At 72.5% G+C, this 18,156-nt stretch carries 16 protein-coding genes; 10 read left to right on the top strand and 6 right to left on the bottom strand.

Going from position 1 to position 18,156, the window contains the following annotated elements:
• Positions 1–114: 114 nt before the first annotated feature.
• The gene (acs, locus tag FHG10_RS10980) at positions 115–2,091 is read left to right on the top strand and encodes an acetate--CoA ligase (RefSeq protein WP_152353380.1); all 1,977 of its coding nucleotides are present in this window, start codon (positions 115–117) and stop codon (positions 2,089–2,091) included.
• A gap of 124 nt (positions 2,092–2,215) precedes the next feature.
• Here acs and FHG10_RS10975 read toward each other — a convergent pair whose 3' ends face one another.
• Genes FHG10_RS10975 through FHG10_RS10965 form a run of 3 tightly spaced genes read right to left on the bottom strand, consistent with a single transcriptional unit; the run spans position 2,216 to position 5,282 of the window.
• Positions 2,216–3,040: a DUF4097 family beta strand repeat-containing protein gene (locus tag FHG10_RS10975; protein WP_152353379.1), complete on the bottom strand. Its 825-nt coding sequence runs from the start codon at positions 3,038–3,040 to the stop codon at positions 2,216–2,218.
• Positions 3,040–3,693 carry a response regulator transcription factor gene (locus FHG10_RS10970; RefSeq protein WP_152353638.1) on the bottom strand — a complete coding sequence of 218 codons (654 nt, stop codon included), beginning with the start codon at positions 3,691–3,693 and terminating at the stop codon, positions 3,040–3,042. Before FHG10_RS10970 ends, FHG10_RS10975 begins: the two co-directional genes overlap by 1 nt.
• A gap of 35 nt (positions 3,694–3,728) precedes the next feature.
• Complete coding sequence (locus FHG10_RS10965; protein WP_227488187.1) at positions 3,729–5,282, bottom strand: sensor histidine kinase; 1,554 nt, start codon at positions 5,280–5,282, stop codon at positions 3,729–3,731.
• A gap of 181 nt (positions 5,283–5,463) precedes the next feature.
• On the opposite strand from FHG10_RS10965, the gene FHG10_RS10960 reads away from it, so the two are divergent.
• The 4 genes from FHG10_RS10960 to rlmB all read left to right on the top strand — a co-directional run bounded on the left by FHG10_RS10960 (position 5,464) and on the right by rlmB (position 9,783).
• On the top strand, positions 5,464–6,666 hold the full coding sequence (locus tag FHG10_RS10960; RefSeq protein WP_152353378.1) for a LacI family DNA-binding transcriptional regulator: 1,203 nt from the start codon (positions 5,464–5,466) through the stop codon (positions 6,664–6,666).
• Positions 6,667–6,805: 139 nt separating this feature from the next.
• On the top strand, positions 6,806–7,291 hold the full coding sequence (locus FHG10_RS10955) for a phage holin family protein (protein WP_152353377.1): 486 nt from the start codon (positions 6,806–6,808) through the stop codon (positions 7,289–7,291).
• Between the two features lie 42 nt (positions 7,292–7,333).
• Positions 7,334–8,776, top strand: coding sequence for a cysteine--tRNA ligase (gene cysS, locus FHG10_RS10950; RefSeq protein WP_152353376.1), 1,443 nt, complete (start codon positions 7,334–7,336; stop codon positions 8,774–8,776).
• Entirely contained in the window at positions 8,776–9,783 is a 1,008-nt protein-coding gene (gene rlmB / locus FHG10_RS10945; protein ID WP_152353375.1) for a 23S rRNA (guanosine(2251)-2'-O)-methyltransferase RlmB, read from the top strand. The genes cysS and rlmB overlap by 1 nt, the downstream gene beginning before the upstream one ends.
• A gap of 8 nt (positions 9,784–9,791) precedes the next feature.
• Here the strand turns inward: rlmB and FHG10_RS10940 are convergent, their stop codons facing one another.
• Both FHG10_RS10940 and FHG10_RS10935 read right to left on the bottom strand, forming a co-directional pair.
• The gene (locus tag FHG10_RS10940) at positions 9,792–11,033 is read right to left on the bottom strand and encodes a DUF4032 domain-containing protein (RefSeq protein WP_152353374.1); all 1,242 of its coding nucleotides are present in this window, start codon (positions 11,031–11,033) and stop codon (positions 9,792–9,794) included.
• Positions 11,034–11,261: 228 nt separating this feature from the next.
• On the bottom strand, positions 11,262–12,341 hold the full coding sequence (locus FHG10_RS10935) for an ABC transporter ATP-binding protein (RefSeq protein ID WP_152353373.1): 1,080 nt from the start codon (positions 12,339–12,341) through the stop codon (positions 11,262–11,264).
• Between the two features lie 242 nt (positions 12,342–12,583).
• Between FHG10_RS10935 and FHG10_RS10930 the strand changes: the two genes are divergently transcribed.
• Entirely contained in the window at positions 12,584–13,264 is a 681-nt protein-coding gene (locus FHG10_RS10930; RefSeq protein ID WP_152353372.1) for a peptide deformylase, read from the top strand.
• A gap of 140 nt (positions 13,265–13,404) precedes the next feature.
• A complete protein-coding gene (locus FHG10_RS10925; RefSeq protein WP_193636283.1) occupies positions 13,405–14,196 on the top strand; it encodes a hypothetical protein in 792 nt (263 codons plus the stop codon).
• Positions 14,197–14,394: 198 nt separating this feature from the next.
• On the opposite strand, the gene FHG10_RS10920 is transcribed toward FHG10_RS10925, so the two are convergent.
• Positions 14,395–14,907 (bottom strand): inorganic diphosphatase, encoded by a 513-nt coding sequence (locus tag FHG10_RS10920; RefSeq protein WP_109275524.1) that lies wholly within the window; start codon positions 14,905–14,907, stop codon positions 14,395–14,397.
• 100 nt (positions 14,908–15,007) lie between these two features.
• Here FHG10_RS10920 and FHG10_RS10915 point away from each other — a divergent pair, with 100 nt between their 5' ends.
• The 3 genes from FHG10_RS10915 to hpt all read left to right on the top strand — a co-directional run bounded on the left by FHG10_RS10915 (position 15,008) and on the right by hpt (position 18,156).
• Positions 15,008–16,429: a D-alanyl-D-alanine carboxypeptidase/D-alanyl-D-alanine-endopeptidase gene (locus tag FHG10_RS10915; RefSeq protein WP_152353371.1), complete on the top strand. Its 1,422-nt coding sequence runs from the start codon at positions 15,008–15,010 to the stop codon at positions 16,427–16,429.
• A gap of 12 nt (positions 16,430–16,441) precedes the next feature.
• Positions 16,442–17,542 carry a tRNA lysidine(34) synthetase TilS gene (gene tilS / locus FHG10_RS10910; RefSeq protein ID WP_152353370.1) on the top strand — a complete coding sequence of 367 codons (1,101 nt, stop codon included), beginning with the start codon at positions 16,442–16,444 and terminating at the stop codon, positions 17,540–17,542.
• A 62-nt stretch (positions 17,543–17,604) separates the two neighbouring features.
• A complete protein-coding gene (hpt, locus tag FHG10_RS10905; protein WP_152353369.1) occupies positions 17,605–18,156 on the top strand; it encodes a hypoxanthine phosphoribosyltransferase in 552 nt (183 codons plus the stop codon).

Raw genomic sequence — 18,156 nt, 5'->3', positions numbered from 1 at the left:
CGGCATCCGAACGCGTGGGCGCGTTCCCGTGACGTGGGTCTCCTGCGATACGGTGAGGCGGAAGACCGAACGCCCCGCGGTCAGCGCCGCGGGACCCCGTACGCAGGAGCGATGATGTCCGACGACGCCACTTCGACCGGCACCCACCCCGCGGAGAACCGCACCTTCCCCCCGAGCTCGGCGTTCGTCCAGAACGCGAATGCCCGCCCGTCCCTCTACCAGGAGGCCGCGCGCGATCGCCTGGGCTTCTGGAAGTCCCGCGCCGCGTCGCTGAGCTGGCACAAGACCCCGACCGAGACCCTCGACTGGTCGGACCCGCCGTTCGCGAAGTGGTTCGCCGACGGCGAGCTCAACGCCGCGTACAACTGCGTGGACCGCCACGTGGAGTCCGGGCACGGCGACCAGGCCGCCCTGCTCGCCGAGTACGAGGACGGCTCCGACGCCGCCTTCACCTACGCCCAGGTCAAGGACGAGATCAGCCGGATGGCCAACGTCCTCGAGGGCTTCGGCGTGACCACGGGCGACCGGGTCGCGATCTACCTGCCGATGATCCCCGAGGCCGTCTTCGCGATGCTCGCCTGCGCCCGCATCGGCGCCCCGCACTCCGTGGTGTTCGGCGGCTTCAGCGCCGACGCCCTGCGCTCGCGCATCGAGGACGCCGAGGCCAAGGTCGTCATCACGGCCGACGGCCAGTTCCGTCGCGGCAAGGCCCTGCCGCTCAAGGACGCCGTGGACGCGGCTCTCACGGGCGGCGCCGAGTCCGTGACGAACGTGCTCGTGGTGCGGCGCACAGGGGGCGACGTCGCATGGACGCAGGGGCGCGACGTCTGGTGGCACGAGGCGCGCGAGAACGCCTCCTCCGACCACGAGCCGGTGTGGGTCGGGGCCGAGCACCCGCTGTTCATCCTCTACACCTCGGGCACCACCGGGAAGCCCAAGGGCATCGTCCACACCACGGGCGGCTACCTCACGCAGGCGAGCTACACCCACCGCGATGTCTTCGACCTCAAGCCCGACACCGACGTGTACTGGTGCACGGCGGACGTCGGCTGGGTCACCGGCCACACGTACATCGTGTACGGCCCGATGGCGAACCGCGCCACCCAGGTGATCTACGAGGGCACCCCGGACACGCCGCACCAGGGCCGCTGGTGGGAGATCGTCCAGAAGCACGGGGTGAGCATCTTCTACTCCTCGCCCACGGCGATCCGCACCGCGATGAAGTGGGGCGACGACATCCCGGCGAAGTTCGACCTCTCCTCCCTGCGCCTGCTGGGCAGCGTCGGCGAGTCCATCAACCCCGAGGCGTGGCTGTGGTACCGCCGCGTGATCGGCGGGGACCGCTGCCCGATCGTCGACACCTGGTGGCAGACCGAGACCGGCGCGATCATGATCTCGCCGCTGCCCGGCATCACCGATGCCAAGCCCGGCTCCGCCCAGGTGCCGCTGCCCGGCATCAGTGCGGACGTGGTGGGCGACGACGGCGAGCCCATCGAGAACGAGAAGACGGGGTACCTCGTGCTCACCGAGCCGTGGCCCTCGATGCTCCGCACCATCTGGGGCGACCCGGAGCGCTTCAAGGAGACCTACTGGTCGCGCTTCCCCGGCAAGTACTTCGCGGGCGACGGCGCGAAGCGCGACGAGGACGGCGACATCTGGCTGCTGGGCCGCGTGGACGACGTCATGAACGTCTCCGGCCACCGCCTGTCGACCACCGAGATCGAGTCCGCGCTGGTCTCGCACGACTGGGTGGCGGAGGCCGCCGTGGTCGGCGCGGACGACGAGACCACCGGCCAGGCCGTGGTCGCCTTCGTGATCCTGCGCGAGGGCACCCAGGGCGATGTCGAGGCCGCCGGCGGCGAGGAGGAGGCGGCGAAGATCCTGCGCGCCCACGTCGGCACGGAGATCGGACCGATCGCCAAGCCCAAGAAGGTGCTGCTGGTGACCGAGCTGCCCAAGACCCGCTCCGGCAAGATCATGCGGCGCCTCCTGCGCGACGTCGCCGAGCACCGCACGATCGGCGACACCCAGACCCTCGCCGACTCCTCGGTCATGGACCTCATCCAGAAGGGCCTCGAGGACAAGAAGTGAGCGGCCGTCCCGGACGGAGCCCGGCCCGGGGCCGGGCTCCGACAGGGCCCTGGACGTGACGCGGCGCCCCTCACCCCGGACGGGTGAGGGGCGCCGCGCCGCATTCTGCCCCGGGGCTCCGTCCTCAGCGCCGGGAGACGCTCAGGTCGCCGAAGTCGGTGCGCGCGCGCAGCGCGGAGCCCTCGCCGCGGATGCCGGCGTCGACATCGGTCGAGCCCTCGTCCGAGCGGGCGTCCACGTCCCAGGTCTCGCAGCAGGGGAGCGCGATGTCCACGTCGCCCGTGGTCGTGCGGGCCGAGATCTCCCGCGCCCCGCCGTCGTCGAGCGCGAGGTCGATGTCGCCGACCTCGGTGTGTGCGGCGATGGAGCCGCTCGCGGAGACGCCGTCCGCGTCGATGTTGCCCGTCGTGGACCGCAGGTCGAGGCCCGCAAGGGAGCCCTCGGCCGTGAGGTCCCCGACGTCGACCCTCACGGCGAGCGTGAGATCGGCGGCGGCGTCCGAGGGGATGAGGACGAGCAGGTCGGGGTCCTCGTCGTCGAACCAGTCCGACGTGGCCCTCAGATGCGGCCGCTGCACGTCCACGCGCGAGGTCCCGTGCTGCGTGCTGCGATCCCACCTGGCCCTCACCGGGGCGGGATCTGCGGGCAGGGTGTCCGCGCCCGCCTCGACGAGCGCGAGGGTCACCTGGTCGACCTCGTCGCTCTCGCGCACGGTCACGTCGGAGACGGAGGTGGTGACCTCGAGGGACGAGGGGGCGCCGACCTCGAGCACCGAGGGCACCTCGGAGAAGCGGGACTGCTCGATCCCCGCGGCGATGCTGCGCGCGGCGAGACCCCCGACGGCGATCACCAGGCAGGCCAGGGCGATGAGGACGAGCACGCGCCGCACAGTGCGGTCGCGTCCTGTCCCCACCCGCAGCGGGCGGGGCGGGAGCTGGGTGGTGGGCATCAGCGGTCCTCCGATTCCAGGTAGCGCAGCACGGCCATGACACGGCGGTTCTCGCCGTCGACCGGCGGCAGCCCGAGCTTGGCGAACAGCGAGGAGATGTGCTTCTCGATGCTCCCGGCCGAGACATGCAGCAGTTCGGCGATGGCCGCGTTGGAGCGTCCTTCTGCCATCAGCTGCAGCACCTCGCTCTCGCGCGGGGAGAGGTCCTCGAGGACCGAGCGTCGACGGGAGCGCACGAGGATCTGCTGGACCACCTCGGGGTCCAGCGCGGTCCCGCCGTCCCCGACGGCGCGCACCACGCGCAGGAAGTCCTCGACATCGGCCACCCGGTCCTTGAGCACGTAGCCGAGCGCCCCGCCCGAATCGGCGATCAGCTCGGAGGCGTAGCGCTCCTCGACGTACTGGGAGAGGACGAGCAGGGCGACGCCGGGGTTCTGGGCGCGGATGAGGACGGCGGCGCGGATGCCCTCGTCGGTGAAGGTCGGCGGCATCCGCACGTCCACGATCGCCAGGTCGACGTCGTGGCGCGAGACCGCGTCCAGGAGCCCGGTGGCGTCCTCGACGGAGGCGACGACCTCGTGCCCGGCCCCGGCGAGGAGGCGCTCGAGGCCCGCCCGCAGGAGCACGGAGTCCTCGGCGATGATGATCCGCAGGCTCTCGCGGGCGGGGCGGGGGGATCGGGGCGTGCTCATCGGCGGGTCTCCTTCGCGGAGTCGGACTGCGATCGGGGATCCGAGTCGGCAGCTGTGGGGGCGGGAGCCGGCGGGAAGGCGGTGCCCGTCGGGGCCGTCGGGGCCGACGGGGCGTCCGACGGGCCTGACGGCCCCGAGGGGTCGGTCGGCACAGGGATCGTCGCGTCGAGCACGGTCGGTCCGCCCGCCGGGGAGGACACGACGAGCTGCCCGCCGGTCGCGCGCACGCGGTCGGTGAGCCCCGCGAGGCCCGTCGAGACGCCGTCGCGACGCACCCTGGCGCCGCCGCGGCCGTCGTCCTCGATGCGGACCCGCAGGGCGGCGTGTGCGGGCGATCCGGGCAGCCGGCGATCGGCGCCGGGCACCCCCGGCCGAGTCGTCGGCCCTGCGACCGAGACCTCGACGCGCACGTGCGAGGCCGCCGCGTGCTTGGCGACGTTGGTGAGGGCCTCGGAGACCACGAAGTAGGCGACCGCCTCCTGCTCCCGGCCGAGCCGCTCCGGTGCGGTGACCGACAGGTCCACGGGGACGGGGGAGCGGGCCGCGAGGGCGGAGAGCGCGGGATCCAGGCCGCGGTCGGTGAGGACGGCCGGGTGGATGCCGCGGGCCAGCTGGCGCAGATCGGTGATCACGGCCTTCGCCTCGTCGTGCGCCTCGTCGACGAGCTCCGCGGCGCCCACCGGATCGTTCTCGATGCGCGAGCGCGCCATACCCAGGGTCATGGCCAGCGCCACCAGGCGCGGCTGGACGCCGTCGTGCAGGTCCCGCTCGATGCGCAGCCGCTCCTGCTCGGCGGCGTCGACCGCGCCCTGGCGGCGCATCGAGAGCTCGTGAACCTCTTCGCGCAGTCCGTCGTCGCTGCTGGGGAGCATCACGCGGGCGAGGCCGCGCTCGGCGAGCACCCCGGCGGCGAGGGCGCCGACCCCGATCGCGAGGCTCGCGACGGCGCCCAGGGCGAGGACCAGGGCGCCGGGGTGCCACGGTCCCAGCTGGGCGCCGGGCGCCGTGATCGCGAGCTCGGCGCCGGTCCACGCGCCCCACAGGCCCGAGTAGAGGACGGCGCTCGGGAAGAAGCCCACGAGCATCGTGAGGTGGTGGTGGAGCACGGAGCGCCAGAACTGCCAGGAGATGAGGTCGAGCCCGAGGTTCTGCAGCGCGGCCCCGAAGCCCGTCCCGCGCGAGACCCTGCGCGCGGGGTGCACGACGTCCACGCCGTGCACCGCGCGGGCCCGTCGGCGCTCGAAGGATGCTGCCACGCGCATCGCCAGCACCCATGGCACGAGCAGCAGGAGGCCCGTGAGGACCGCGGGGAGGGAGGCGATCCCCGTGATCAGGACGGTCAGGCTGATCCACAGCCAGGTGATCGACAGCAGGCCGGAGACCAGCACGCTCGCCATCCCCGTCAGGAAGCGGGGTCGCAGGTCCTCGCCGCGCGCGGCGTCCGTGCGCGGTGCGCCGCCGCGGGGCGCGAGGTCGGGGGGAGAGCCGGCGCGCGGTGCGCCGGGGCGCGGGACCGGCGCGGGACCGGCGGGCGTCGTGGTGGAGGTCATGGGATCACCGTAGGCGGGCGCGGTGCGGCGCACACCCGGGCCGACCGCCCGGCCCGACGGGGGATAACCCCCGCTCGCGCCGCGGATCGGGCATCGGTCCGCGGGCGGGAGACGCTGTGAGACCTGTCCCGACGGCGGCAGCCGTGCGCCCCGCGGGGCTCCGGTGCGGTTCAATGAGTCCATGAGCGATGACCTCATCAGCGAAGGAGCGGACGACATGCAGGATGCCGGCAGCATCGACCCGAACTCGGACAGCGCCGAGGGGGCAGGCGCGACGGACCAGGTGATCGAGCAGGGCGACGCGGTGAGCGCGTCCATCGCCGCCGACCAGGGTCCCAGCCGCGGCACCCTCCGCGACGTCGCCGACAGCCTGGGCATCTCCAGCGCCGTCGCGCTGCGAGCACTGCGGGACCAGGCCGACATCAGGCCCCGCCTGCGCGAGCGCGTCCACGAGGCCGCCGAGCGCCTGCAGTTCCCGCTCGAGGAGCTCGCCGACGAGACCTCGCACCGCGGTGTGGTCGCGGTCCTCGTCAACACGATGCGCAACACCTGGATCTCCGATCTGGTGCGCGCGATCCGCATCGAGCTCACCGCCACCGGCCGCTCGGCGATCGTCGTCCCGACCCGTCGTCGGGTCCCGGAGTACCCGATCGCCGCGGACACCGACGCGATCCGCTCCCTCGTCGACCTCGGCGTCGACGGCTTCCTCATGGTCTCCGACCTCCATGACGTCGACAGCGTCATCGAGGCCACCGCCGACCGCCCCTTCGTGGGGATCGGCTGCTCGCGCTCCTTCGTCGGCCGCTTCGACACGGTCCGCATCGACGACGAAGTGGGCCAGGGCCTTCTCGTCGATCACCTCGTGAGCCTCGGCCACACCGAGATCGCGCACGTGGGCGGCGTCGGCTCGACCGTCGCCCGCGAGCGCGCCGACGCCTTCCAGCTCGCCATGGAGCGCCACGGCCTCGCCGACCACGCCCGCATCGAGCCCGGGGACTTCACCGAGCAGGTGGGGCAGACCGCAGGATCGATGCTGCTGCGCGGCAGCCAGGTTCCCACGGCCGTGACCTGCGCGAACGACGTCACCGCGCTCGGCGTGCTCGCTGCCGCCCGCGACGCCGCCTACGAGGTGCCCACGCAGCTGGCCGTCGCCGGCTACGGCAACACCTCGCTCTCCTCCTCGGGCGTGACGCAGGTGACCAGCGTCGACCCGAACTCCGATCGCCTGGGTGCGCTCGCCGCCCAGCTGCTCGTGGACCGCGTCTCCGGCCATGAGCAGGAGGCGCGTGACGTGGCCGTCGCGCCGTCGCTCGTCGCCCGCCAGAGCACGGCGGCCGGGCCGCGCGCCGAGTCCAAGCGCCGCACGCGCGTCCACGTCGACTGACCGCCGCGGGCGAGATCACCCGCCGGGCCCCTCGGCTCCCCGGTCGCCCCGCCCCACGGGCATCTGACCCGTCACGTCCCTCCGCCCGCTCGCGCACGCACCGCGTGTCCGGGCATCCCTCCTGCGATAGGCTCCGACCATGATCAACACCACGAACGACCCGACGACCCCGCCCACCCAGCGGTCGATCGGCGAACTCGTCGCCTCGATCCGTGACGAGGTGCTCGGTGTCGTGCACTCCGAGATCGACATCGCCAAGAAGGAGATCACGGGAATCGCCGTCAAGGCGGGCGTGGTCGCGGCGTGCGCGGCCGTGCTGCTGTTCCTCCTGCTCTCCGCCTGGGTGATGCTGCTGTTCGCCGCCGCCTGGGGCCTGCAGGCCGCCGGTCTGCCGGCCTGGGCGTCCTTCCTCATCGTGGCGGGCGTGTTCATCGTCCTTGCCGTGATCGCCGGCCTCGTGGCCTTCCTCGTGGTGCGCAAGATCCGCGCCCCGGAGACCACGATCGAGACCGCCAAGGGTGCCGTCGACGCCGTGCAGGGCAAGCGCCGCGCGAACTCCGTCTCCTACGACGACACCTTCGACGAGCTCTACGGCAAGCAGGTCAGCGCCCGCGTCTCCGACTGACCCGCGTTCCGGACAGGCCCCGCGGCCACGTACCCTGGACCCGTGAGCCTGAACCTGTACGACACAGCAACGCGCGAGACCGCGCCCTTCCGCCCCGTGCGAGAGGGCGCGGTCTCGCTGTACGCGTGCGGTCCCACCACGCAGGGGGCGCCCCACATCGGGCACCTGCGCACCTTCCTCGCCGTGGACGTGCTGGTCCGCTGGCTCGAGCGCAGCGGCCTCGACGTCACCTATGTGCGCAACGTGACCGACATCGACGACAAGATCCTCGCGAAGTCGACGCAGAACGACGTGCCCTGGTGGGCCTGGTCCTACCGCTTCGAGCGCGAGTTTCACGAGATCCTCGACGACCTGGGCTGCCGCCCCCCGGACTACGAGCCCCGCGCGACGGGCCACGTCACCGAGATGATCGCCTTCATGGAGCGCCTGATCGAGCGCGGCCACGCCTACGCCGACGGCCAGGGCAGCGTCTACTTCGACGTGCGCTCCCTGCCGGACTACGGCTCCCTCACGCATCAGGATCCGGGCGACATGCAGGACGCGGGCGAGGCCCCGGAGCCCGGCAAGCGCGACCCCCGCGACTTCGCTCTGTGGAAGGCCGCGAAGCCCGAGGAGCCCGGGACGGCGGCCTGGGACACGCCCTTCGGGCGCGGCCGGCCCGGCTGGCACCTCGAGTGCTCGACCATGGCCCGCCGCTACCTGGGGGAGACCTTCGACATCCACGCGGGAGGCCTGGACCTGCGGTTCCCGCACCACGAGAACGAGCAGGCCCAGTCCCACGGCGCCGGCTACGGCTTCGCGCGCACCTGGATGCACGTGGGCGTGCTCACCGTGGACGGCATGAAGATGGGCAAGAGCCTGGACAACTTCGTCACCGCCGAGGACGCGCTCGCCGCGCATCCCGCCCCCGCCGTGCGCCTCGCCCTGCTGGGCGCGCACTACCGCGCCACCAGCGAGTACAACGCCGCTTCGATGCGCGAGGCCGAGGTGGTCTGGGAGCGCTTCGGCGCGAGCGTCCAGCGCGCCCAGGAGCTGCTGGGGGAGGAGGCGCTGCTCGCGCAGGACCTGCGCGCCGTCGAGCTCCCCGCTGCGTTCGTCGCCGCCATGGACGATGACCTCGGCGTGCCCGAGGCGATGGCCGCCGTGCACCGCACGCAGGCCGCGCTGAACGCGGCTCTCGCCGAGCGGGGCGCCGCCCCGGAGACGGTCGCCGCGCTGCTCGCCGAGCTCCGCGCGATGCTCGACGTGCTGGGCCTGGACCCCGTGTCCTGGACCGACGCGACCGCTGAGGGCGGCGGCGAGCACGAGGCCCTCGATGCGCTCGTGCGCGGCCAGCTCGCCGCGCGCGCCGAGGCGCGGGCCGCCAAGGACTGGGCGCGGGCCGACGCGATCCGTGACGCCCTCGATCATGCAGGCATCCGGGTGGAGGACGGCGCCGACGGTGCCCGATGGACCCTCGCACCCGCGACCAGGAAGGACTCCTGATGGCAGGGAACAGCTCCCGTCGCGGCGCCATGCGCCGCACGAAGAAGGGCGCGACCGCCGGTTCCGGCGGCGTGCGCCGCCGTGGCCTCGAGGGGAAGGGGCCGACTCCCAAGGCGAGCGACCGCCCGGGCCACAAGGCCTACCAGGGCGGATCCGGCGGCTCCGGGCAGGGAGGCAGGAGCGGCGCCGGGAAGGGCGGCCACGGCGGCAGGCAGCGCCGGGGCGATGCCCCCGCGCCCGGCGAGAACCAGGTCGCCGGCCGCAACGCCGTGCTCGAGGCCCTCCAGGAGGGCATCCCGGCGACCTCGCTCACGGTGCTCGCGCGCATCGAGGGCGACGAGCGGGTGCGCGAGATCCTGCGCCTGACCACCGCGCGCGGACTGCCGATCGCCGAGGCCACGCGCACCGACCTCGACCGCATCACCGACCACGCCGTCCATCAGGGCGTCTCGCTGACCATCCCGCCGTACGAGTACGCGGACGTCGACGAGCTGCTGGAGATCGCCCACGACGCCTTCGAGCCGCCGCTGCTGATCGCGCTGGACGGCATCACCGATCCCCGCAACCTCGGTGCGATCCTCCGCAGCGCGGGCGCCTTCGGCGTGCACGGCGTGATCCTTCCCGAGCGCCGCAGCGTGTCGATGACCGCGAGCGTCTGGAAGGTCGCGGCGGGCGCCGCGGGTCGCGTGCGCGTCGCCCAGGTCACGAACCTCAATCGCACCCTCGCCGGACTCAAGTCCCAGGGCGTGTTCGCCCTCGGGCTCGATGCCGAGGGGGACGTCTCCACACGGGACCTGGCCAGGCAGGAGCGCTCGCTGGGCACCGAGCCCGTCGTGCTCGTGGTCGGCGCCGAGGGCAAGGGCCTCTCGCGGCTGGCCCGGGAGACCTGCGACCAGGTCGTCTCGATCCCGATGGGGGAGCGCACGGAGTCGCTGAACGCCTCCGTCGCCGCGGCGATCGCGCTCTACGAGATCGCCGGGGTCCGCGAGGGCACGGGCATCGCCTGACGCGGGCGTCAGCCCTCGAAGATCGGGAGGGCCGACGTCTCGGTCGTGACCAGGGACTTCTCGTCGGGTCGATGGGGGAGGATGTTCTGGACGTAGTCCTGGACGGCCTCCTTCATCGGCACGTCCCGGCCCTCCTTCTCGCTGAGGAACCACTTGTGCTCGAGCACCTCGTGGAAGAACTCCGGGGGCTGCAGCTTCGAGCGCATGGTGCGGGGGATAGCCCGCACGATCGGCTCGTAGTGCTCCTGCTGCCACTCGTGGGCCACGAACTCCTCGTCCTCGGCCTGCTGGTCGGTGATCGCGCCGTACTGGTCGAGATCGTTGAGGAGGCGGCGCGCCTGGTTCTCCTGGGCGTCGATCCCCGTCAGCCGCATCAGGCGGCGCGCATGGTGGCCCGCGTCCACGACCTTGGGCTGGATGGAGACGGTGGTGCCGTCCAGGTCCGTGGTGAGCTCGAGCTCGCCCACGTCGAAGCCGAGCTCGTTCAGGCGCTCGATGCGCGCGGAGACGCGCCAGCGCTCGTCGGCCGAGAAGCTCTCGCGCTCGGTGAGCGCGGACCACAGCTCCTCGTAGCGGGCCACCAGCTGGTCGCCGACCTCCACCGGATCGGAGTCCTCGTCGATGAGCTCCCCGGCCTGCAGGTCCATGAGCTCGCCGATGATGTTCGTGCGCGCGATGTCGAGATCGTAGGACCGCTGGCCGTCGGTGAGGCTCTCGTGGAGAGTGCCGGTCTCGACGTCCACGAGGTAGGCGGCGAAGGCGCCCGCGTCACGGCGGAACAGCGTGTTGGACAGGGACACGTCGCCCCAGAAGAAGCCCTCCAGGTGCAGGCGCACCAGCAGCACCGCGAGGGCGTCGAGCAGGCGCCGGGCCGTCTCCTCGCTCGAGACCTGCGAGAAGACCGCCCGGTAGGGGAGCGAGAACTGCAGGTGGCGGGTGATGAGAACGGCGTCCAGGGGGTCGCCGTCGGTGTCGGTGCGCCCGCTGACCACGGCGAACGGCTCGACAGCGGGGATCCCGATCTTGCGCAGGATCCGCAGCATGTCGTACTCGCGCTGGGCGAGCTCGCGGTTGATCTCCTTGAGGGCGAGCACCCGGCCGGAGACGCGCACGAAGCGCACCACGTGCCGTGAGATGCCGCGCGGCAGGGTGGCCAGGATCGACTCGGGCCACTCCTCGAGAGGCTTCTCCCACGGCAGATCGAGCAGTGCCGGGTCGGGGCGCGACGCCGTGATCTCCAGGGAAGCCATGGGCCCATTCTGCCCTCCCCCGCGCACGCGGTGAAGCGAGATGTGCGCAGGAGGTGTGCAGACGCATGGGAGGGAGCACCGGCGCATCCGGCGCAGTCGGGCGAATCGGACGGGCGGCCGCACCCTCCGCGTCCGCACTCCCTCGCCCGCGCAGACGGGAGCGGGCGCCCGGCCGATGGCCGAGCGCCCGCTCCATGCTGACCCCGCGCGGCGGCGGGGCGGGTCGCGTCAGTCGCCCAGACGGGCGCCCGTCTTGACGTCGAACAGGTGCACGTGGCCCTCCTTGGGCTGGAAGTGCACGGTCTCGCCCTTCATCGGGGGCTTGCGGCCGTCGACGCGGGCGATGATCGGCTTGGAGTTCTCGTCCGAGCCGGCCAGTCGGCCGTAGACGTACGCGTCAGCGCCGAGCTCCTCGACCACGTCGACCTCGACGGCCAGGCCGTCCTCGGCGATCGTGAGATCCTCGGGGCGCACACCCACGGTCACCGAGGTCTCGTCGGTGTCCGAGAGGGTCGCACGGTCGACGGGGACCGTCACGGCGCCGAAGGAGACGCCCTGGTCGGAGAGCTTCTGCTCGACCAGGTTCATGGCGGGGGAGCCGATGAAGCCCGCGACGAAGACGTTGTCGGGGTGGTCGTACATGCGACGCGGCGCGTCGATCTGCTGGAGCACGCCGCCGTTGAGCACCGCGACGCGGTCGCCCATCGTCATGGCCTCGGTCTGGTCGTGGGTCACGTAGACGGTGGTGACGCCCAGGCGACGCTGCAGCGACGCGATCTGGGTACGGGTGGACACGCGCAGCTTCGCGTCGAGGTTCGACAGCGGCTCGTCCATGAGGAACACCTGGGGCGAGCGCACGATCGCGCGGCCCATGGCCACGCGCTGGCGCTGGCCGCCGGAGAGCGCCTTCGGCTTGCGATCGAGGTACTGCTCGAGGTCGAGGATCTTCGCGGCCTCCTCGACCCGCTTGCGGATCTCCGCCTTCGGGGTGCCGGCGATCTTCAGGGCGAAACCCATGTTGTCGGCGACCGTCATGTGCGGGTACAGCGCGTAGTTCTGGAACACCATCGCGATGTCGCGATCCTTCGGCGGCACGTCGGTGACGTCGCGGTCGCCGATGAGGATGCGGCCGGCGTCGATCTCCTCGAGACCGGCGAGCATGCGCAGGGAGGTCGACTTCCCGCAGCCCGAGGGGCCCACCAGGACGAGGAACTCACCGTCCTCGATGGCGATGTCGAGGCCATCCACCGCAGGGCGCTCCTGGCCCGGGTAGACGCGGCTCGCGTGGTCGAACGTGACTGTAGCCATGGTGATTCCCTCCACCGGCAGGTACGTGCCGGACGATCCGTTGTGAAGTGTTGAGAGCACCGGTGCCGCCGTGCACCGCCCCCGAGGGCTGTGTGCAACGTCGCACCGGCGATCGGAAGTGTATCCCAGATCTCAGGGCCGGGAGGACATCGAGCACACCGTCGCGTCGCGGGGCCCCTCCGACGGGGCCGCCGGGCCCCGATCGCGACGGCGCGGCGGCGTGGGCGGGGATACTGGGGGGCGTGGACCTCACCGAGTACGTACAGCGCCTCCTGGACCGCCGCTCCCGCCCCGAGGACCCCCTGCGCATCGTGCAGGCGGGCCATCCCGCCCTCCGCGGCCCCGTGCGCGAGGCGCGGGACCGCCTCGACCCCGCGCTGCTGCGCGAGCTCGTGGACGCCATGGTGGTGACCATGCGCGAGGCCCCGGGCGTCGGCCTCGCCGCGACGCAGATCGGCGTGCCGCTGCAGCTGTTCGTGGCCGAGGACCGCTACGCCGCGGCCGACCAGGACCCCGAGGACGACCTGCTCGAGCGTCGCCCCTTCCCGCTGCGCGCCGTGCTCGACCCGGCCTACGAGATCCTCGGCGAGCAGCAGGTCTTCGCCTGGGAGGGCTGCCTCTCCTACGACGGACTGAGCTCGATCGTGCCGCGAGGGCGCAGCATCCGCTTCACCGGCGTCCTCCTGCAGCCGGACGGCGCGCTCGTGGACGTGGACGAGGAGCACCAGGGCTGGTCCGCGCGCATCCTCCAGCACGAGACCGACCACCTCGCCGGCACGCTCTGCCACGACCTGGCCGTGCCGCGCTCGATCATCGACACCCGCTACGCGCCGCGCTGGGCCGACGTCGCCGAGGCCGTCGACGGCCTCGGCCTCACCGGGCCCATCGAGCGCCTCGCTCCAGGGACCGTGGTGCTCGACTGAACCGTCGACCCGTCGACCCGTCGACCCGCGGTCGCGCGCTCCCGCGCCACCGTGTCCATCCTGTGCCCGGGTGATCCCGCTATGGTGTGCCTCGGCACCGGGGTCTCCCGGCGCGCAGGACAGCAGAAGGGGAGCTGAACGTGGCGAACGCGAACGGTGGGTCCAAGGCATCGAAGAGCGGCAAGGGCGGCGAGGACGCACAGAGCCCCCAGGCGCCCGACGAGCGCGTGCTCGGCATCGTCGACCATGCGCTGCGGATCCAGAGGCCCGTGGCCGACAAGTACGTGGACTCGCTGCGGCGAAAGCACCCCGAGATGTCCGAGGAGGACCTCGTCGGGCACGTCGAGAAGCAGTTCCGCCGACTGCTGACCGTCTCCGGCGCCGGCGTCGGCGGCGCCGCGGCCCTGCCCGGTGTGGGTACCGTGGCGGCGATCGCCCTGACCTCGGGCGAGGGCGCCGCGTTCGCCGAGGCTTGCGCCTTCCTCATCCTCTCCGAGGCGCGCGTGCGCGGTGTGGACATGGGTGATCAGGCCAGCCGCAAGACCGTGGTGCTCGGCGTGCTGGGAGGGGAGAAGGGGGAGGAGCTCGTCGCCAAGGCCCTGGGGCGCCAGGGGCTGCAGTGGGGCGCGGTCCTCAACGGCGTCGCCCCCGACTTCGTGATCTCGACCGTCAACAACCAGATCAAGCGCTGGATCCGCCGCAAGATCGCCGCGCGCATGGGCAGCGTCTGGGCCGGACGCCTGATCCCCTTCGGCGTCGGCGCGGTGATCGGCGGCGTCGGCAACCGCCTCGTCGCCGGCGGTGTCATCAAGGCCGCGCGGGAGATCTTCTCCCACGCCGACGAGCTCGGCACGGGGGCGGCGGACGGCGCGTCCGCGCCGAACCCCAAGCGCGTCGACGCCTCGCTCGACGGCGACGCGAAGAGCGCCTGACTCCGCCGATGGCGGCCGCGGCCCGCGTGTCGTGGTCGGGTGCGCGGCGGCGTGCTGCGCACCGAGACGGCCGAGGAGAGCCGAGCAGACAAGAAGGTATGAGCGTGGCGAACCGGATCTCAGCGGATCCGGTTCGCCACGCTCATACCTTCTGCGCTCGGGAGGGCCGTCGGGCCGGGGCGGGACGCCGGGCCGCGGTCAGACCTCGACCGTGAACTCGTTCTCGTGCTCGGTGCCCTTGGCGCGCTCGTAGGAGCGGCGGATCTCCGCCTCGGCGTCGCTGCGGCCCTCCCAGTGGGCGCCCTCGACGCTCTTGCCGGGCTCGAGGTCCTTGTAGACCTCGAAGAAGTGCTGGATCTCCAGGCGGTGGAACTCCGAGACGTCGGTCAGCTCCTGGCGGCGCACCTGGCGCTGATCGCCCACCGGGACGGCGATGATCTTGTCGTCGCCGCCGGACTCGTCGCGCATGCGGAACATGCCCAGCGCGCGGCAGCGGATCAGGCAGCCCGGGAACGTCGGCTCCTCGAGGAGGACCAGGCAGTCCAGTGGGTCTTCGTCCTCACCGAGAGTCCCCTCGATGAATCCGTAGTCGTCCGGGTAGCGGGTGGCGGTGAACAGCATCCGGTCCAGCCGGATGCGCCCGTTGTGGTGGTCCACCTCGTACTTGTTGCGATTCCCTCGGGGGATCTCGATCGTGACGTCGAACTCCACGTCTGCGGCTCCGTTGCGGTGCTCATCGCCCTGTGGGCGCGGTCAATGGTCCTCACACTCTATGCGGAGAGTGTTCCCGACACTCTATATCGTGGGATCCATGCGGACTGAGAAGCTCTGGCGCGCGATCGCCATCACGCTGTGCGCCGCAGTGCCTGTCAGCTTCTACGTGGTGGGCGACCTCACGGACGCGTTCCCGGGGGTGCTCACCCTCTCCACCGAGCAGCAGGGCGAGAACGCGGGCCCTCGCGCGCAGGGCGAGGACTACGACAGGGAGCAGGCCGACCCGATCGTCCCCACGCCCGCGACCGCGTCGACGCGGACCGCCGACGAGGACCTGGCGGGCCGCCTGACCTCCCACGCGAAGGATCCGGTGATCGACGGGGGGCTGGCCTACTCCGTGGTCGATGCCGAGTCCGGCGACGTGATCGCCGAGCGCGACGGCGACACGGCGCGCGTCCCCGCCTCGACGCTCAAGCTCCTCACCGCCTCGGCCCTGCTGCGCAGCGTCGACGGCGACCAGCGCCTCACCACGCACGCCGTGCTCGACGGCAGGACCCTGACCCTCGTCGGCGAGGGCGACATGACGCTGACCCGGGAGCGCGTGGACGCCCTCGCGAAGGATGCGGCGAAGCTCGCGAAGGAGCACGACCAGGACGAGGTCGCCCTGCGCCTGGACACCAGCGCCCTGCCCGGCGGGGAGAACAAGGCCTGGGGAGACAACGGCCGCGCGGGCGGCTGGGTGACGCCCACGGCGGCCCTCGCGGTCGACGAGGGCTGGCTCGACGGCGAGCAGTACGGCAAGAAGTCCGCGGACCCCGCGGGCGATGCCGCGAAGCTCTTCGCGAAGGACCTCGAGAAGCACGGGGTGAAGGTCTCCGGCGGCGCCGACGCGCACGTCGAGGGGGCGAAGGCACCCGAGGTCGGCGGCGACGTCGTCGAGGTCGCCACGCGCTCCGCGCCGCTCACCGACATCGTCCAGCACGCCCTGCAGACCTCCGACAACACGATCGCCGAGCTGATGGCCCACCTCACGGCCAAGGCGCAGGGCCTCGAGCCGACGCCGGGGAACGCCGCGAAGGCCGTGGACACCGAGGTGCGGTCCCTCGCCGAGGAGCTCGGCGTGCCGCAGAAGGACCTCGAGGAGCTCATGATCCGTGACGGCAGCGGCCTCTCGACGGGCGACCGCGTGCCGCCGCGGCTGCTCAGCGCGATCCTCGGCGAGGTGGCCTCGGGCGGCGCGCCGCAGCTCGAGCCACTGCTGTACGACGTCCCGATCGCGGGCCTCACCGGCACCCTCGAGGAGCGCTTCGGCGCGAAGGAGGTCTCCGGCGCCCGCGGCATCGTGCGCGGCAAGACCGGGTACCTGGCGGGCACGTCGGCGCTCGCCGGCGTGACCGTGCTGCCCGACGGCCGCACGGTCGTCTTCGACATCGTCGTCCACGGCTTCGACGGGGCCGATGCCGACAAGGCCAAGGCCGCCGTGGACGACGTCGCCTACGAACTCGCCCGTCGGAGCTAGGAGCAGGCCCCCATGGCAGGACCCCCGCGCGTGGTCGCACGCGCTCGCAGCGCGGTGCGCGCCGCCCTTCTCGCGCGCCTGGCGGAGCTCGCCGACGCGACCGGCGGGACCGTGCTCTCGCCGCGCGTGCTGGTCGGCCTCAGCGGCGGAGCCGACTCGCTCGCCCTGCTGGCCACGACCTGCTGGGTCGGTGCGAGGCTCGGGCTGGAGACGGAGGCGGTGATCGTCGACCACGGGCTGCAGGAGGGGTCGGGGTCCGTCGCCGAGCGCGCCCGCGCCCAGGCCGAGCGCCTCGGGGCGTCGGCCGTCCACGTGCTCGCCGTCCACGTCGATCCCGAGGCGCCGGGCGGGATCGAGAACGCCGCGCGCGATGCCCGCCACGAGGCCCTCGAGACGCTGCTCGAGGAGCGCGGGGGCCTCGCGCTGCTGCTCGGACACACCCTCGACGACCAGGCGGAGCAGGTGCTCATGGCGCTCGCCCGCGGTGCCGGGCCGCGCGCGCTCGCGGGCATCCCCGCCGCCCGGGGCCCGCTGCTGCGGCCCTTCCTCGGCGACGGCCGCGACGAGGCGACGGCGATCTCCCGGGCCGACACCGAGGAGATCTGCCGCGTGCACGACCTGGAGTGGTGGGAGGACCCGATGAACGCTGACACCTCCCTGCTGCGCGCCCGCGTGCGCCACCGGGTGCTGCCGGTGCTTCGCGAGGAGCTCGGCGAGCAGATCTCCCAGAACCTCGCCCGCAGCGCGACGCTGGTCAGGCCCGACTCCGACATGCTCGACGCCGACGCGGCCGCGCTGCGCGAATCCCTCGAGCGCGACCTCGGGGACCTCGAGGAGGAGGGCGATGTGCTCGCCCTGGACGTGCACGCCCTCGCCGCGGCGCCGGCGCCCCTGCGCACCCGTGTGCTGCGCGATGCGTCACGCCTCGCCGAGCAGCGCGGCGGCGCCCCGTCCGACAAATCCCTGCTGCGCCGCCACGTGCTCGCGGCCGATGCGCTGGTGGTCTCATGGCACGGTCAGGCAGCCTCGCCCCTTCCGGGTAGGATCGAGGTCGCTCGTCGTGACGGACTGCTGGTGTGGCGACGCTCCCGCGACGGGAGCACTCGCGCGTGAACAGCACTCCGGCGCCGAACCCGCGCGACGCCGAGCCGAAGCCGACCCACGGAGGAGACCGCGTGTCCGTCAACCCTCATGAGGACGTCGAACGCGTCCTGCTCGACGAGGAGACCATCCACGAGCGCCTGCGCGAGATGGGGGCCAGGATCGCCGAGGACTATGCGGACGAACCGCCTCTGCTGGTGGGGGTCCTCAAGGGCGCCGCGATCGTCATGTCCGATCTGGCCCGCACGATCGACCTCGACGTGGACATGGACTGGATGGCCGTGTCCTCCTACGGCTCGGGGACGAAGTCCTCGGGAGTGGTGAGGATCCTCAAGGACCTGGGCACGGACATCTCCGACCGCCGGGTGCTGATCGTCGAGGACATCATCGACTCCGGGCTCACCCTGAAGTGGCTGCTGGCCAACCTCCGCTCGCGCGGCCCCAAGAGCGTGGACGTCGCCGCGCTGCTGCGCAAGCCCGAGGCCGCGCGCGTCGAGATCGACGTGAAGTACGTCGGCTTCGACATTCCCAACGAATTCGTGATCGGTTACGGCCTGGACTACGACGAGTCCTACCGGAACCTTCCCTACGTGGGCGTCCTGAAGCGCTCCGTGTACGAGGACTGA

The sequence above is a fragment of the Brachybacterium subflavum genome, assembly GCF_009299795.1.
Lineage (GTDB): Bacteria > Actinomycetota > Actinomycetes > Actinomycetales > Dermabacteraceae > Brachybacterium > Brachybacterium subflavum.
This window is presented reverse-complemented; position numbering and strand designations above follow the sequence as displayed.